Genomic DNA, 16,610 nt, shown 5'->3' with positions numbered 1-16,610 from the left:
AGCCTGGCACTTGTGAATGCTATTATTCATTGTTAATTCTTAATTATTAATTATCTATGAAACGCAGATGGTTGCGTATAACCCTGGCGGTTATAGCAATACTCGCTATCGTGTACTGGTTTGGCCCTGAACCAGCTACACCAAAGTATGGAATATCCCTGCCAGTAGTACCGGCTGATTCCGTTGGACTGGAACAATATGTAACAGCCCGGGAAAGCCGTCACCGGTTGAAGCCCGATAATGAGGCCCGCATTGTATGGCACGATTCCCTGCACCGCAAAACTCCCTACAGCGTTATTTACCTGCATGGTTTTTCCGCCAGCCGCCGCGAAGGCGATCCGGTAGCCGCTGATTTTGCCGCTAGATATGGCTGTAATATTTTCTACACGCGCCTGGATGGTCACGGTATTGACACTTCCGAACCTTTGCTGACCATGACCGCCGCCGGATTGTGGCGGGATGCCCGGGAAGCGCTCAGCATCGGGCGTGCACTGGGTGATAAGGTGATCGTAATGAGTACTTCCACCGGTGGTACGCTGGCGCTGAAGCTGGCGGCGGAGTATCCGAAGGAGGTATATGCCCTGATCAATATGTCGCCCAATATTGAGATCAACGACCGCCTCGCTTTCCTGGCCAATAATCCCTGGGGACTGCAACTGGCGCGACAGGTAAAAGGCGGCTTGTATAATCACACCAGCGGCGCCGGCGACCCGCAGGTGTCCAGATACTGGAATACGACCTACCGCCTGGAAGCAGTGTCTGAATTACAGAACCTGCTGGAAACCACCATGACAAGCTCCACTTTCAGGAAAATACATCAACCCATCCTGAACCTCTATTATTATAAAGACGAGCAGCACCAGGACCCCACTGTAAGGGTAGCTGCTATCCTGAACATGGAAAAGGAGCTAGGCACGCCGGAAGACCGGAAAGCGGCAGTAGCTATACCGGGGGCGGGCGCCCATGTGCTGGGAAGCTCACTGGTATCGCATGATGTGCCGGGTGTAGAGCGGGCTATTTTTAATTTTTCTGAACAGGTATTGAAATTAAAGCCCTTAGATGGAAAGTGAAATGAATTTGCCCCCGGAATGCCATTCATTACGCGAAATGTGTAACTTTAATAAATAAAATTTCGTTAAAGTTTACATGTGCCGTCTTAAGATCACTTTATTCCTCACCATGCTTATGTGCACTTTCCTATACCGGAATGATGCCCTGGCGCAAACTGCGCAGGAGGGAGGTATGCAGGTGAGAGCGGTGATCGTCGGCACGGATACCCTTCCTTCCATTACCCTCCAGATATTTGAGATAACGGAAAAGCTGCCGCGTAAGCTGCGCAAACAGCGGGAGCGCTGGACGCGTTTACGGAATGCGGTATATGTAACGTATCCCTATGCAAAATCAGCCGCCCGCATACTGAAAGATGTGAACGGGCACCTGGCCTCCCTGGATAATAAAAAGGCACGTAAGGCTTACCTGGCTACCAAGGAAAAGGAGCTGAAGGCCGAGTTCGGGGATAAGCTGGAAAATCTCTCTATTTACCAGGGAAAGGTATTGATGAAACTGATAGACCGCGAAACGGGTGAGAATTGTTACGAGATCATCAAGGAGCTGAAAGGCGGTTTTAACGCCCGTTTATGGCAGACGGTGGCGTTCTTCTTTGGCGGAAACCTGAAGAGCGAGTATGATACCGAGGAAGATCATGATATAGAGGAGATTGTGCAGGAGATAGAGATGTACAGGTATTACAGAGCGTATAATTAACCCCTCATTTTAACATTCCTTCTATTTTTCCTGTTGAATTATTGGTTAAGTTTGATGGTATGAAACCATTGATAACGCTATTATTCTTATTGCTGCCGGGAATGGCGGCGCTGGCGCAGGAAGAAACAGACGAGCCGATACAGGTATTTATAATTGACAGTGTGGAAGTAGGGGCTGAAGCGATGAACGGGCTAAGCCCTGACCAGATCGCCATGATCACCATCGCGCGGGGAAAGAAGACGGTGGAGAAATTCGGGGAGCGGGCCGCCAGCGGAGTATTTTATGTAGAAACAAAGGCGTTTGCACGTAAGCGTTATAACCGGATGTTCAGTGATCTTTCGCCTGCTTATGCGGCTGCCTTGCAGCGTTATGGCAGCGACAGCAGCTTTCAGTATATCATAGGTGACAGTGTGTTGACCATTAACCGGGAATCGCAGTTGGCTACTTTAGCGCCGAAGGATATAGCGGAGATCAGGGTAGAGGGGGGACAGCAGGCATCCGCCAAGAAGGTGTCGAAGATAAGGGAGGAGGAGGTAAGGGTCATTATCAAGACAAAAGAAAACGTCATAAAGCAGAAATAAAAAACCCAGGAACGATTACCGTTCCTGGGTTTTTTTTATGTGGTATGGTTAATTACTGCACGTATCCCGGGTTCTGCGGGCGCAGGTTCGGGTTGTTGTTATACTCCAGCGTAGGCAGCGGGAACAGCAAGTGCTTTTCCTGCAGGGTAGGCGCGTTAGCGGTACCGTAGTTGAACTTGTGACCTACGAAGTTGTCGAAATTGTTGGTTGTTTCGTTATATGCTTTACGAAGACGTACCATGTCGAACCAGGTTTTGCCTTCGTAGCACAGCTCGTGCCAACGCTCGCGCCATACAGCCAGGCGGAAGTCGGCCTGCGTGAAAGTAGCAGGTGTGGTTAGCCCGGCGCGGTCGCGGATCGCTTTCAGCGCGGCGATAGCCTGGGCATTCGGTGCGCCGTCTGCTTCGTTCTGCGCTTCAGCATAGGTAAGCAGTACTTCTGCGTAACGGATCAGGGGCCAGTTCATGCCACTCTGGGAGGTACCTTTTGTACCCAGCGTACCGTTAGCCACCTTGTCGAAATGCTTGAAGATGTAGGGCTTGTTCAGCTCCTTTACGGTGGATTCGTATCCGTTTACATAATATTTGGTGTAGAAGAATTGTTGTTCCTGTACACGTTTATCTCCTGCTTCATAAGAATCGTAGAAGGCCCTTGTAGGAATGGTGCTGCCTACCTGTGTACCATAGGCGGAAATGCCGCCAAAGTTAGGTAACATGCTTTCCTGGAAAGGATTGTTTACGATGCCTTGCGCATACTGCACTTCGAAGATCAGCTCACCGGTGTTCTTGATCTTCAGGGTCGTGCAGCGCATCGTAGCTGGCAAACAGCTGAAAGCTACCATTGTCGATCACTTCTTTTGCTTTGTCTGCAGCAAGTTTGTAATAACCGGCTTTCTTCAGCGGTTCTCCTGCCATAGTAAGATATACGCTGGCCAACAGTGATTTAACGGCGCCGAGGGATGCTCTTCCGCTTGCATCTGTCTGCGGTAAGCCAGCGGTTTCTGCTGCGGTAAGATCGCTTACTATCAGGGAATAGATGCTATCCTGGGAAGCACGTTTAGGATACAGTTCAGGATCTTTGTTGCTCTGGATCTGTCTTGTCACCATCGGCACATCTCCCCACAGTCTTACCAGCCAGAAGTAGTGCAGTGCACGCAGGAAGCGCGCTTCACCGAGGCACTTTTTCTTCAGGTTTTCATCTGTGGTAGTAAAGGTAGGAATGCCCGGGATCTTCTCGATTGCCTGGTTACAGTTGGCAATGTTCAGATACAGGTTCTGCCACCATTGTCTTACGTGCAGGTTATCCGGGTTGTAAGCGAGGTTGATCAGGTTATTAAGATCGGAGTTCTGACCGGTCTCGGAAGTGGTAGTGCCTGTAGGCGCTTCCAGCAGCTGATAGTTGTTGGAGAAGATGCCGGTTCCGTTGCCGATAAAGCGCAGGTTGGCATAGATGGCAGCCACTGCTGCATCAGCATGTTCGGGCAGTGTATAAAAGTTATCCGGTGTGAGGGTGGAGGGATCCTCCTCTTCCAGGAACTTCGAACAACCGGACACTGCGAGCATCGCCCCACAAACCAGTATCAGACAGAATCGTTTTATTGTCAGTTGCATGATAATAATCTTTTTAATTAGCAATGAATTACAGTCCAACGTTCAGGCCCAGTGTAAAGGTGGTGGGCTTGGGATAGTCGAAGAAGGTCTGACCCTGCGTAAATGCCTGGTCGTAGGTGCTTACTTCCGGATCGTTGCCGCTGTAGCTGGTTACGAGGAAGAAGTTCTGCACAGAACCATAGATCCTGAGTTTGCTCAGGTGGTATCTTTTCAGTGTGCCTTCTTTGAAAGTGTATCCCAGCAGCAGGTTCCTGCCACGGAGGAAGGAGCCATCCTCTACCCAACGGGTATCTACGTTGGTTACATAACCAGCCCTGGTATCGCGTAAAGCAGCGATGGGGGTGTTCTGGTTTTGCGGCGTCCATGCGTTCAGCACTGTTTTATAGCTGTTGGCAATGGCCACACGGTCTTCGCCGGAGTGTTTGGTCATATTCAGCACGTCGTTGCCGTAGGTGAACTGCAGGTCCAGTGTCAGGTCCCAGTTCTTATAACGGAAAGAGTTGATGAATGAACCGTAGAAATCAGGGTTGTTGTTACCGATGATCTTACGGTCAGCATCATTGATCTGGTAGTCGCCATTCACATCTTCATACTTGATGTCACCGGGCAGGATGGTCTTGCTGGAACGGTAGCTGGCAAATTTAGCTGCTTCAGCTGCGTCTTTGTCGCTCCAGGTACCGATGCGGTTCAGGCCCCAGAAGGAACCTACAGATTCGCCCACTTTGATGATACCGGTGAAGTTGGTGAAGTTCGGGTTACCACTGAAGATAGGCGCCGGAGTGGCCAGTGAGAGCACTTTGTTCTTGTTGCCGGCGATATTGAAGGTGGTATTCCAGGTGAAGTCTTTGCTGTCGATGTTGATAGTATTCAGCGCTAATTCCCAACCTTTATTCTCCATGCTGCCTACGTTGCTGACTACTACAGAATAACCGCTGGAGAAGGGCAGGGGCGCTTCGAGCAGCATGTCTGTTGTTTTCCTGTAGTAGATATCGGCTTCAAATGAGATGCGGTTGTGGAACAGGCCGAGCTCGAGGCCCAAGTCTGCCTGCTGGGTTTTTTCCCATTTCAGGTCAGGATTGGAGAGGCGGTTGATACCGATACCGGTAGCCCTGTTACCATTGAAGATAGCAGTATAGTCAAAGTTGGCGCCGCCACCGAAGCCGGTATAACGGGGACCGAGCGCACCCAGTGAAGCGTAGGGACTGGTTTCAGAGTTACCTGTGAGACCATAGCTGGTACGCAGCTTCAGGTGTGAAACGGTTGGATTGCCTTTCAGGAAAGGTTCTTCAGACGCTCTCCAGGCAAATGCTGCAGAGGGGAAGAACGCATACTTATTGGATTCACCGAACTTGGAAGAACCGTCTATACGGCCGGTCAGCGTTACCAGGTATTTATCCATCAAACCGTAGTTGATACGGCCATAGTAAGAGTTGAAGGCGAACCTGGTATTGCGTGATTCGGGTGTTGGTAAAGTGGAGGCAGAGCCTAAGTTGTTATACTTGAAGTAGTCTGTCAGGAAGCCTTCGCCGTAGGTAGTGAAACCTTTCACATTGGTTTCATACCAGGAGGCGCCCACCATGCCGGTAAAGTTGTGGATCTCGTTAAACTTCTTGTTATAGGTCAGATAAGTTTCTGAAGAATAAAAAGTTTCGCGGTTGTCATCCAGCACAGCACGGCCTTTCTGGCCCTGGGAGATCTGGTTCAGGTTACGGCCGCTGTATTCGTTACGCTGGCGTGTAACCACATCAGCGCCTAATACGGAGCGCAGTTCCAGTCCCGGCGCCAGGTGCAGGTTTACATACACGTTACCCAGCAGGGTTTGCGTATACAGCTCATAGAAGCGGTTGTTCATGATGTTCACCGGGTTTTCACCACCTTCCATGCCTTTGTACTGCCAGTTACCTGCGTAGGTACCTGCATATTTACCGCTGGTATATTTAACCGGCAGGATAGGCAGGCCTTCTGTGATCATACGCACGGAGTTCAGTCCGCCGGTACCGATATCCACCAAATTTTCTTTCTGGTTGTTATAGCTGAGGTTACCGCCTACAGAGATCCAGTCTTTCAGTTCTGTATCAAAAGTGAAGCGGGCAGAATAACGTTTCAGGTAAGAGTTCAGCAGCAGGCCGTTATCATCGCGGTAGCCCAGGAAGACGCCATAGGAGCCTTTCTCCGTACCGTTGGTGAAAGACAGCTGATGATTCTGGGAAAGTTTGCTTTGTGTAGCTTCCTTCAGCCAGTCTGTATTGTACAGCGGCTCAGGATTACCGTCGGCGCCCACTTTGAACAGCTCAGGATTGCCGAGGGTATTGCCTACCAGGTAGTCTCTTCTTTTTACTACGGGATCGGAATAGTTGCCTTTGGCCCAGCCTTCCGGATCGTAGGTCTGTGCGTTCTTATACGCCTGTTCTTCTACCCACAGGAACTCTTTTGAATCCAGCATTTTTACGCGATGCGGGCCGATGGTAGGCACGCTGAAGTCAACATCATAATTGATATGACCACCGTCTTTGGTACCGCGTTTGGTAGTTACCAGCACTACGCCGTTGGCGCCGCGTGAACCGTAGATAGCCGTCGCAGAAGCGTCTTTCAGTACTTCTACAGACCCGATATCAGACGGGTTAATATAGTCGATCGCGTTAGAGAACTGTGTTTGGGTGCCTACGGGCAGCATCACACCATCGATAATGTACAGCGGGTTGCTGGTGGTGTTGATGGAGCTGAAACCGCGGATACGTACACGGGTGGCGCCACCTGGGCGACCTGAGTTTACGCTTACATTCACACCCGGGATACGGCCGGCGAGCGCCTGGTTCACGGAAGGCACCTGGCGTTCCTGTAATTGTGCTGTTTTAACGGTAGCTACGGCGCCGGTGATGTCGGATCTTTTCTGCGTACCGTAACCTACTACTACAACGTCCTGCAGTGATCGTACATCTGAGGAGAGTGTAACGTTCAGTTCTGAACCGCTACCCAGTGATACTTCCTGGGTAGAGTAACCCACGAAGGAGAATACGAGGGCGTTGGCGCCCTTGGGAACATCCAGGGAGAATGAGCCGTCAGGTTTAGTTTGGGTACCTACAGCAGTACCTTTTGCCTGAACGGTCACGCCCGGTAAGGGGCTTTTGTCCTTGGCGTCAGTTACCTGTCCGGAAATTTTCCTGGACTGGGAAAAGGCCATTAAACACATAAATATCCATAACGTGCTTAGGAGGCCACTTCGCATAAGAAAGGTTGTTTTCTTCATACGCTTTGGTTTTTAGGTTGTTTAAAAGGTGGAATGACATCGACTCTGCAGTGTTACAGCACAAATGAGAGGGACGAATAAAGAATAGAAATACCGCTATCTTTGCGCGGCAAAAGAGATATGATGGCTTTATAGCAAAGCAGCACCATAACGTGGGCGTCCCTCCCCATTAACAGCAAAATCGATTTAGCATTTGGTTATTTAAAAAGACCCTTCCGGATCTTCAGCCAGTACATGTTACATGCTTGATATCGTGGTTTAAGGTTTTAGTTTACAAGTTTTAGTTCGCTTTAATTTTAGTTCGCTTCAGTTCCCGTGATGATGTGGAATCTTAACGGTTTATCAATAAAAAACTTTCGCCGTAAAAATAGTACTCTTTTTCACAATCCAAAATGGATGTGTAAAAAATAATATCAATCATATCGTTTACTGATATCAGGTAGAGCGTCGCATGATCAATTTTCCTTCGAGCAGGATCTGTTGCGATGGTTTTTTTGTTTTATCAGCGCTGCTGTTCTTCAATTGTTCCATCAATAAGGCGATGGCGGTTTTAGCGATGCTGGCGATAGGTTGTTCAAAAGCGCTGATGCCGGGAGGGTAAAGCCGGAAGACGTCGTGGTCATCAAAGCAAACTACTGCGAGGTGTTCGGGGATACGCAAGGCAAGACGATCAATTGCTTCGAGGCCGGCTACACCGAGGTAGTTGGTAGCAAAGACCAGCGCGTCGGGTTGACGCTTACTTTTAATGAAAGTGCTGATGCGGCGGATGATGGCATCCTGCGGTGTATCGTATTTTAATTTGAGCACATGCTGTTTAGCTGCAGTGATGTTGTATTGTTTGCAGGCATCACGGTAGGCCTGTTCCCGTTGTTGCAGCTGCACAAGATCCAGATCGGCCGTAACGAGGCCGATATTGCGGTATCCTTTTTCCAGCAGGTGATCTACACAGGAGCGCATGCCTTTGTAATTATCTACCAGCACGTAGGGTGTGCTTACATCTTTGAAGTAGCTGTCCATCAGCACAAGGGGCCGGTGATGCTGCATCAGCTGTTGTATCTCTGTTTCCATGCCGGGGGCGGGCGTGATGAGATAACCGTCCACCTGTTGTTTGAGCATCATCTCGATCATTTCCTTTCCTTTCCGGGGATTGTTCTCTGTGCTGCAATAGAGCACTTTATACCCATGGCGTTCTGCTTCTTCCTCAATTGTACGGGCCAGTGCGGCAAAGAAGCTGCCGGAGATGCTTTCCACGATCAATCCCAGGATCCTGGATTGCCCGGTGCGGAGGTTGACGGCTACCGGATGCGGTTGATAACCTGCTGCTTTGGCCAGGCTCTCGATCTTTGCGGCCAGTGTGTCGCTGATACGTCTTTGTTTGGCTTTACCGTTCAGCACCAACGAAACAGTAGAAGGCGCCACGCCGGCTTTTTTTGCTACGTCTTTAAGGGATACTCTTTTCATATTTACTCCCGAAGGGGAGGAAAGATACTTTTAAAAGTTTGAAGTTTGAAGTTTGAGGTTTGAGGTTCGTTGGAAGTGGCAGGGACAGCATGCATGTGCCAGGTAGACGCACTTTCTCCGGAACCTCAAACCTCAAACTTCAAACCTCAAACCTTATTTTGCCTGCAGGCATCCCGGGGTGGTTCTTACACTGTCCTTTTGTGTGATGAGGGATGTGCGGGAAAGGTGGTTCTTCATATCTGCCTGTGGCAGGTCGTAGTATAATACTACGCCGTAGCCGTCGTTCATGGTTCTTTGTGCAAGGTTGGCAGCGGTTGACAGGGACGTATGGTTGATCCAGATGGCGGCAGGCCCCAGCTGGCTTTTGGTCATACCTGCAAAGGTGGGAGGGGCGTAGCTGCCGTAGTAGGGATTCCAGGCATAGTTGATAAAATCGCCGGTCTTTTTACCGTTCCAGGAAGAACGTGCTGCGGCCGGACCGATATTGTAAAGCGTAATGGTCTTGGTGGGCATCAGTTTGCGCAGCTCATCCAGCAGGAGGATGAAGGAGCTGTCGTTAGGCTGGGGCAGGCCGTTCTTGCCATATTCTGCATATTCATCATCAAAGTCGACACCATCGAGGCCGTAAGCAGTAACGGCGCTGCTCAGCTGCTGGGCAAAGGCTTTTGCTCCGGCACGGCTGGTAAAATTAGCAAAGCCGGCGCCCTGGTGGTTGCCCAGCACGGAAAGGAGCACTTTAATGCCTTTAGCCTGCAGGGGCTGAATATAGGACGCGCGGTTGTTCAGCACCGTGCTTACATTGGGATTGTTATAGAGCACGGCTTTCCTGGCCTGGGTATCATAGTTGATATTGGCGGCAAATATGATAGCGATATCGAAGAAGGCTTGTCCGCCTGTTTTAAGGGTATAGCAACCTGCATTGGCAAAGTTGTTATTGTTCACTTCAATATAGACCACGTTCAGGGGACCGGTCTTGGCTTCGGGAGTGACGTTTATCGTGTCTTGCGGAGGCGGCGGAGCGGGTGGCTGTGCAGCATCTTTTTTGCAGGCGAAACTGAACAGGCATACGGCCGTAACGGTTAACAGCGGGGTACTGAATAGTGTTTTCATCAGGGTTGTTTTAATGTATATACGCGTAGAGGGGGATTTATATTATAGCCGCGGGGCGCGTATTTATCCTTTCGAACTTTTTACGTTCCTTTGCACCCATGAAACTGGATATACTTGCGATTGCAGCCCATCCCGACGATGTGGAGCTTTCCTGCGCCGGCACCCTGATGGTACATGCCGCCCAGGGGATGAAAGTGGGTGTGGCAGACATTACCCGCGGAGAGCTGGGCACCCGTGGCACACCTGAAACACGCGCCGCTGAGGCAAAAGCGGCGGCAACGCTGATGGGACTGGCGGTAAGGGACAACCTGGAGCTGGCAGACGGGTTTTTCAAGAATGAAAGAATGGAACAACTGGCCGTTATTACGGCTATACGAAAATACCAGCCTGACATTGTGCTGACCAACGCCATAGATGACCGTCATCCGGATCATGGCAGGGCGGCGAAGCTGGTGGCCGACAGCTGCTTCCTGGCAGGCTTGCGCAGAGTGGAAACCACCTTTAACGGACAGCTGCAGCAAGCCTGGCGCCCGAAGCAGGTATTCCACTTTTTACAGGACAGGTACCATGAGCCGGATTTTGTGGTAGACATCAGCCCTATGATGGAAAAGAAGCTGGACGCCATCCGCTGCTTCAAGACGCAGTTCCTGGCGCCCCAGCATGAAAACCTGCAAACCTATATATCTTCCCCATCCTTCTTTGAAAGTGTGATCTACCGTGCCAAAATGCTGGGCAAAATGGTAGGCGTAGAGTATGCGGAGGGCTATACCAGCGCCAAGGCGGTAGGGATCAGGAGCTTTGCAGACCTGATCAACGAGGTTACATGATAAACAGTTGACAGTTATCAGTTGACAGTTGTCAGTTGAAAGTAAACAGTATCAAACGGATGTTCGCTGAGATCAATGACAACTTTCAACGGATACCAGACAACTGATAACTGTCAACTAACAACTGTCAACTGATAACTGTCAACCAGTAACTGACAACTGTACATGAGATATTTCCTTTTACTTTTTGGGCTGCTGATCAGCAGCACCGTTTTCTCCCAACAGGAGGACAAGCGCCTGGCCGCTTTGCTGCGCCCTTACCTGGAGAAGCATCACGGTATAGCGGGCATTTATGTGCATCACCTGAAGCAAAACAAGGTGGTGGCTATTAATGCGGATACGGTGTTTCCTACCGCGAGCACCATCAAGGTACCTATCATGATAGGCATCTTTGACAAGATCGCAAAGGGGGAGTTGCAATATCACCAGCCGCTGATCTACAAGGATTCATTATTGTACCCGGGTGAGGAGGATATCTTAGGAGCATTTAAGGAGGGGCATAAAATTGACCTGGATAAGGTAATGATGCTGATGCTGACGATGAGCGACAATACCGCCAGTCTTTGGCTACAGTCGCTGGCAGGAGGGGGGCAGCAGATCAATGCCTGGCTGGCGGCGCATGGTTTTGTGAGCACCCGGGTGAACAGCCGTACGCCCGGCAGGGAGGCCAACCGAAGCCAGTATGGCTGGGGGCAGACCACGCCGGGGGAAATGGCCCGGCTGATGGAAATGATCTATAAGGGAGAAGTGATCAGCAAGGCGGCCAGCGAGCGGATGTACCGCAACCTTTGCCGTAATTACTGGGATACAGAAGGATTGCTGCAGGTGCCGCCACGGGTAAGAACGGCGTCGAAGAACGGGGCGGTCGATGCATCGCGTTCGGAGGTGGTGATGGTAAATGCCCCACATGGGGACTATGTATACAGCATTATTACCAAGGAGAACCTGGATCAGCGCTGGGACCGTGATAATGAGGCCTGGGAGCTGCTGCGGACGGTATCAAGGATTATCTGGAAACATTATGAGAGAAGGGACAAATGGGTTCCTGACCCTGGGGTAGGGCAGTTTTAAGTGTGAAGTTATCCGAGGGCGCTAGATGAACAGATCCTGGGTAGCGTCAAATTCATCCTGTCTGTTGAGACTGTTTTTGATAAACGGAATCAAAGCAAGGCCCACCGTAATGATTACCAAGAGTACATGCTTAAGTTTCATACCTGCCAAATTTTTAATTTTTCTCTAATAATAACTAAATAACGTGCCAAAATGTTACGAATACGGGTGTCAAAAGGTTGCCTGCTAAAAGGCCGTTTAGCGGAGGTGTGCAGGATTGCGGACTGGACGGGGGCCTATATGGCTTGTCTATAGTTTAAGGCGGGGGCTATAGAAAATATCAATACCTCATCTTGAAAATCTATTTGATTTATTATACACAGACGAAGAACTTTGCACCTGTTCTTAAAATGCGTGGATGTTACGCAAAGCTTGGCAAAAAGAGAATGTAAATTAAAAATCAGCAATACAAATGAAAAATGTCACTTTATCCGTAGGGTCTCAGTTCCCCGAGTTCAAGAAAACGGCAGTTGTTTCCTTAGAAAAAGGCAAAGAGTTCTATGAGATTTCTTCTGAAGAGATCAAAAACTCCGGCAAATGGATGGTAATGTTCTGGTGGCCTAAGGATTTCACCTTTGTGTGCCCTACCGAAATTGCAGAATTCAACAAGCACTTCCAGGACTTCACTGACCGTGACGCTATCCTGATCGGCGCTTCTACTGATAGCGAATTTGTGCACCTAGCCTGGAGAAAAGACCACGAAGACCTGCGTGGCCTGCACTTCCCGATGCTGGCAGATACTTCCAAATCCCTGGCTGAAGAACTGGGTATCCTGGAAGCTAACGAAAAGATCGCTTACCGCGCTACCTTCATCGTAGATCCCCAGGGTATTGTACGCTGGGTATCCCTGTACGACCTGAACGTAGGCCGTAACGTGAAAGAAGTGGTACGTGTACTGGATGCGCTGCAGACCGACGAGCTGTGCCCTTGCAACTGGCAGAAAGGCGAAGCTACGCTGACTGCTTAATAAACGCTTTAACATCCCGGGGGTTTGAGGGTTTGAAGGTTTGACACGTTCACCTTCAGATTTTCAAACCCTCAAATTTTCAAATCATTGAAACTTAAGAGACTATGTTTGCTACAACTAATAATGATACGGCCATCCAGCTTTTACAGACGGTAGGCATTACCGACACCACCCTGCCGGTGAACCTGCAGACCCTCGCCACTACGGATGCCCGTTACCTGAAAGATCTGAAACTGAACGTTACCAATTCGCTGGGCGCAGCCACCCTGAGCAAAAAGGAAGCTTACCTGATCGGGGTAGCCGTGGCGGTGAACGAAAAACACGCAGTGCTGCAGGCGGCTTTTGAAAAGCTGGCGCAGCAGGAAGGGGCTAACGACAAGGAAATTGCGGAAGCCATCAGCTGTACTTCCCTGATGAACGCCAATAACGTATTTTACCGTTTCAGGCATTTTGTTAATAAGGAGTTCTATACCACCACACCTGCGGGTATCCGGATGAGCATAATGGCCAACCCGGTGCTGGGTAAAGAGTTCTTTGAGCTGTTAAGCCTGGTGATCTCTGCCCTGAACGGCTGTGAGATGTGTGTTACCTCCCACGAGGAAGCAGTATTGAAACATGGTACTGAGCAACAGCGGGTGCTGGACGCCGTAAGGCTGGGAGCAGTGCTGAGGAGCCTGGCGGTATTATTTTAACAAATGCCCCGGAGCAAGGATGAGCCTGGGTGAAGCCTATGAGAAGCCTGGGAAAGAACCTGGTAAAATAGTATTGCTTAAAACTGGAGGATGTGGAAAAGTTGAAGTGAACCGAATTAAACAATTGATTTTAAGCGGTTTTTATTAGTCGGTGCATTTACACTTTTTGCACATTCGGATAATGTTAATAAATTTACGCAACAATATTTGCGAAATAAATAAAAAAGGTGGACTTTTGCAGTCCAAAATTTTTAAGATCATGGCAAGAGTATGTCAGGTGACAGGAAAGAAGCCGATAACAGGTCACCATGTTTCCTTCTCTAATATCAAAACAAAGAGAAGATTTCTGCCTAACCTGCAGAAAAAGCGTTTTTTCCTGGCGGAAGAAGATCGCTGGATATCCTTGAAAGTGTCTGCGGACGGTTTAAGGACTATTAACAAAAGAGGTTTGTATGCAGTAGTGAAGGAATTGCGTGCAGCCGGACAGGAAATTTAATTACGGAATTCACTAATTGTATATACAATGGCAAAGAAAGGTAACAGGGTGCAAGTTATTCTGGAATGTACCGAGCATAAGACTTCCGGTCAGCCGGGTACTTCCCGTTATATCACCACCAAGAACAAAAAGAACACTCCCGAACGTATGGAGTTGAAGAAGTACAACCCTATCCTGAGGAAGGTGACTGTACACAAAGAAATTAAATAATTTTGTTGAATTGTCGGTATGGCGAAATGGTTGTTGTATGCAACTGTTTCACACCAGTAAGCACAATTAAACCAATAAACCAATAAACCAATGGCAAAACAAGCTAAGACCGCGATCAAAAAAGATGCTAAGGCTGCTGCTGAAGCAAAAGTGTGGACCAAAGTGATCAAAGCGGTACGTTCTCCGAAATCCGGCGCCTATACTTTTAAAGAAGCTATTGTGCACAAGGATAAAGTGCAGGAGTACATGAACCAAAAGTAATTCGGCTTTACTAAATTATACTGCAAGAAGCTGTTCCGTTCCTGGCGGACAGCTTTTTGTGTTTGTGCTTAGTCCATAACCGGTATAACCCCATATGTTTCCTCATTAATATGTAAATTGCAGCGCCTTTGTATTATTTTCATATAAAGGAATAGCATGGATCTGGAACTATAGACTGTGGATCAAAACTATTATTATGAGCTTTTTCAATAAACTATTTTCCCGGGAGAAGAAAGAGAGCCTGGACCAGGGGCTACAGAAGACCAAAGAAAGCTTTCTGTCCAAGATAGGTAAAGCTATCGCGGGTAAGTCAACCGTAGACACCGAGGTGCTGGATAACCTGGAAGAAGCGCTGGTGTCAGCAGACGTTGGCGTAGATACTACTATACGGATAATAGAGCGGATAGAGCAACGCGTGGCAAAAGATAAATACCTGGGAACCAGTGAATTGAACAGGCTACTGCAAGAAGAGATTGCAGCAATCCTGGTGGATGCGCCTGATAGCGGTTTCCGTGATTTCGAGTTGCCGGAGGGTAAGAAACCCTACGTGATCATGGTGGTAGGTGTAAACGGTGTTGGTAAGACCACCACCATCGGAAAACTGGCCTATAATTTCAAAAAGGCAGGGAAATCTGTATTGTTAGGCGCTGCGGATACCTTCAGGGCGGCGGCGGTAGACCAGCTGACTATCTGGAGCGAGCGGGCAGGGGTACCGATCGTAAAGCAGCAGATGGGCTCTGACCCCGGTGCAGTGGCTTTTGATACCGTACAGAGCGGAGTGGCCAGGAATGTGGATGTTATCATTGTTGATACTGCCGGCCGTTTGCATAACAAGGCCCACCTGATGGATGAATTGAGCAAGATCAGGCGCGTTATGAAAAAAGTAGTGCCGGATGCGCCCCATGAGGTATTGCTGGTGCTGGACGGCTCTACGGGTCAGAATGCACTGGAACAGGCAAAACAGTTCACAGCTGCTACAGAAGTAACTTCCCTGGCTATCACTAAACTGGATGGCACCGCTAAAGGCGGGGTAGTACTGGCCATCGCCAACCAGTTTAAAATTCCTGTAAAATACATTGGCATCGGCGAGAAAATGGAAGATCTGCAAATCTTTGATAAAGAGGAATTTGTAGATTCGCTGTTCAACATAAAAGGCTGATTTTCAGCAATATTGCCGTTGCTGTATGTAAATTCCATTAAAGTGGTTTCAACGTTATAAGGCGTTGGGCCTAAGTTCTTTGTATTATTTACTGTAACTCCTTTTTTTATAAATTTGGTATCGTAGTTCTTGTTTTACCCTTACCCGCTTATATCATCACAATTCGTTTATATGCATATTACCACTATAGACAGAGTTGAAAAGATAACACCGGAAGCATTCAGAAAGCAGTATTATGAGCCACGTAAACCAGTGGTCATTACCAGCTTAAGTGCCGGGTGGCCTGCCCGGGAGAAATGGACCTGGGATTACTTTAAATCCATTGTCGGCCAGCAAACAGTAGGAGTTTACAACAATGAAAGGGCCAGCGCCGGTACGCCGGTAAACGGGGCGGACGATTACATCAGGTTTGGCGACTACCTGGATATGATACAGCGGGGACCGGTGACCCTGCGCATCTTTCTCTTCAATATCTTCCAGCATGCCCCGGAGATCACAAAGGATTTTACCTGGCCAGACCACCTGGTAAAAGGCCTGCTCAAAAAGTACCCCATGCTTTTCGTGGGCGGCGCCGGTTCGGTAGCCCATATGCATTATGACATTGACCTTTCGCACATCTTTCACACCCAGTTCCTGGGCCGCAAACGGGTATTGCTGCTGGAGAACAAGCAGTCGCCCTACATTTACCGCATGCCATTCACCGTTGAAAGCGCAGCCAGTTTTGTGAACTGGCACCAGGCACTGGACACGCAACAGTTCCCGGCACTGGAATACGCCAACGGTTATACGGCCATCCTGGAGCATGGGGATACGCTTTTTATGCCGGGCGGTTACTGGCACCACATGGAGTATATGGATAGCGGCTTTGCCATGAGCCTTCGGGCGCTTGATCAGAGCCTCAGCGGGAAGCTGAACGGCTTGTACCACATCGTAGGACTGCGGGGAATGAATAACCTCCTCATTAAGCTGGCGCCGCAATGGTGGTATTACTACAAGCGCCGGGCTGCCCACCGCAAGGCGGAACGTTTGCTGGAATCGATTAGTAACGAATAGTTAACAAATTGATGGAAGTCGCGTCATTGTGAGGCCCGAAGGGCGTCTTGCCTGACGCTGAT

At 49.2% G+C, this 16,610-nt stretch carries 17 protein-coding genes; 12 read left to right on the top strand and 5 right to left on the bottom strand.

What is annotated here, in order from left to right:
* The first annotated feature begins 56 nt into the window (after window positions 1-56).
* The 3 genes from ACR9Y8_RS05200 (at window position 57) to ACR9Y8_RS05190 (ending at window position 2,345) form a co-directional block, all read left to right on the top strand.
* On the top strand, window positions 57-1,070 hold the full coding sequence (locus ACR9Y8_RS05200) for an alpha/beta hydrolase (RefSeq protein ID WP_481212176.1): 1,014 nt from the start codon (window positions 57-59) through the stop codon (window positions 1,068-1,070).
* Window positions 1,071-1,146: 76 nt separating this feature from the next.
* Window positions 1,147-1,764, top strand: coding sequence for a DUF4294 domain-containing protein (locus ACR9Y8_RS05195; RefSeq protein ID WP_481212175.1), 618 nt, complete (start codon window positions 1,147-1,149; stop codon window positions 1,762-1,764).
* Between the two features lie 59 nt (window positions 1,765-1,823).
* Entirely contained in the window at window positions 1,824-2,345 is a 522-nt protein-coding gene (locus ACR9Y8_RS05190; protein ID WP_481212174.1) for a hypothetical protein, read from the top strand.
* Window positions 2,346-2,397: 52 nt separating this feature from the next.
* Here the strand turns inward: ACR9Y8_RS05190 and ACR9Y8_RS05185 are convergent, their stop codons facing one another.
* From ACR9Y8_RS05185 to ACR9Y8_RS05165, 5 genes are all read right to left on the bottom strand, one after another.
* On the bottom strand, window positions 2,398-3,156 hold the full coding sequence (locus ACR9Y8_RS05185; RefSeq protein WP_481212173.1) for a RagB/SusD family nutrient uptake outer membrane protein: 759 nt from the start codon (window positions 3,154-3,156) through the stop codon (window positions 2,398-2,400).
* Complete coding sequence (locus ACR9Y8_RS05180; protein ID WP_481212172.1) at window positions 3,119-3,955, bottom strand: RagB/SusD family nutrient uptake outer membrane protein; 837 nt, start codon at window positions 3,953-3,955, stop codon at window positions 3,119-3,121. The genes ACR9Y8_RS05185 and ACR9Y8_RS05180 overlap by 38 nt, the downstream gene beginning before the upstream one ends.
* A 28-nt stretch (window positions 3,956-3,983) precedes the next feature.
* A complete protein-coding gene (locus tag ACR9Y8_RS05175; protein ID WP_481212171.1) occupies window positions 3,984-7,202 on the bottom strand; it encodes a SusC/RagA family TonB-linked outer membrane protein in 3,219 nt (1,072 codons plus the stop codon).
* 435 nt (window positions 7,203-7,637) lie between these two features.
* Window positions 7,638-8,663, bottom strand: a complete 1,026-nt coding sequence (locus ACR9Y8_RS05170) for a substrate-binding domain-containing protein (protein ID WP_481212170.1) — start codon at window positions 8,661-8,663, stop codon at window positions 7,638-7,640.
* 153 nt (window positions 8,664-8,816) lie between these two features.
* Window positions 8,817-9,773, bottom strand: a complete 957-nt coding sequence (locus ACR9Y8_RS05165; RefSeq protein ID WP_481212169.1) for an endo-beta-N-acetylglucosaminidase H — start codon at window positions 9,771-9,773, stop codon at window positions 8,817-8,819.
* 98 nt (window positions 9,774-9,871) lie between these two features.
* On the opposite strand from ACR9Y8_RS05165, the gene bshB1 reads away from it, so the two are divergent.
* From bshB1 to ACR9Y8_RS05120, 9 genes are all read left to right on the top strand, one after another.
* Window positions 9,872-10,600: a bacillithiol biosynthesis deacetylase BshB1 gene (gene bshB1, locus ACR9Y8_RS05160; protein ID WP_481212168.1), complete on the top strand. Its 729-nt coding sequence runs from the start codon at window positions 9,872-9,874 to the stop codon at window positions 10,598-10,600.
* 165 nt (window positions 10,601-10,765) lie between these two features.
* Complete coding sequence (locus tag ACR9Y8_RS05155) at window positions 10,766-11,671, top strand: serine hydrolase (RefSeq protein ID WP_481212167.1); 906 nt, start codon at window positions 10,766-10,768, stop codon at window positions 11,669-11,671.
* Between the two features lie 451 nt (window positions 11,672-12,122).
* The gene (locus tag ACR9Y8_RS05150) at window positions 12,123-12,677 is read left to right on the top strand and encodes a peroxiredoxin (protein ID WP_481212166.1); all 555 of its coding nucleotides are present in this window, start codon (window positions 12,123-12,125) and stop codon (window positions 12,675-12,677) included.
* 104 nt (window positions 12,678-12,781) lie between these two features.
* The gene (locus ACR9Y8_RS05145; RefSeq protein WP_481212165.1) at window positions 12,782-13,369 is read left to right on the top strand and encodes a carboxymuconolactone decarboxylase family protein; all 588 of its coding nucleotides are present in this window, start codon (window positions 12,782-12,784) and stop codon (window positions 13,367-13,369) included.
* Between the two features lie 259 nt (window positions 13,370-13,628).
* Window positions 13,629-13,865: a 50S ribosomal protein L28 gene (rpmB, locus tag ACR9Y8_RS05140; RefSeq protein ID WP_145715343.1), complete on the top strand. Its 237-nt coding sequence runs from the start codon at window positions 13,629-13,631 to the stop codon at window positions 13,863-13,865.
* A gap of 27 nt (window positions 13,866-13,892) precedes the next feature.
* Window positions 13,893-14,075 (top strand): 50S ribosomal protein L33, encoded by a 183-nt coding sequence (gene rpmG, locus ACR9Y8_RS05135; protein WP_481212164.1) that lies wholly within the window; start codon window positions 13,893-13,895, stop codon window positions 14,073-14,075.
* 90 nt (window positions 14,076-14,165) lie between these two features.
* Window positions 14,166-14,336, top strand: coding sequence for a DUF4295 family protein (locus ACR9Y8_RS05130; RefSeq protein WP_481212163.1), 171 nt, complete (start codon window positions 14,166-14,168; stop codon window positions 14,334-14,336).
* Window positions 14,337-14,532: 196 nt separating this feature from the next.
* Entirely contained in the window at window positions 14,533-15,495 is a 963-nt protein-coding gene (ftsY, locus tag ACR9Y8_RS05125; protein ID WP_481212162.1) for a signal recognition particle-docking protein FtsY, read from the top strand.
* Window positions 15,496-15,666: 171 nt separating this feature from the next.
* Window positions 15,667-16,548 carry a cupin-like domain-containing protein gene (locus tag ACR9Y8_RS05120; protein ID WP_481212161.1) on the top strand — a complete coding sequence of 294 codons (882 nt, stop codon included), beginning with the start codon at window positions 15,667-15,669 and terminating at the stop codon, window positions 16,546-16,548.
* The last annotated feature ends 62 nt before the right edge of the window (window positions 16,549-16,610 follow it).

The sequence above is a fragment of the Chitinophaga sp. SVR4-12A genome (assembly GCF_056754765.1).
This window is presented reverse-complemented; position numbering and strand designations above follow the sequence as displayed.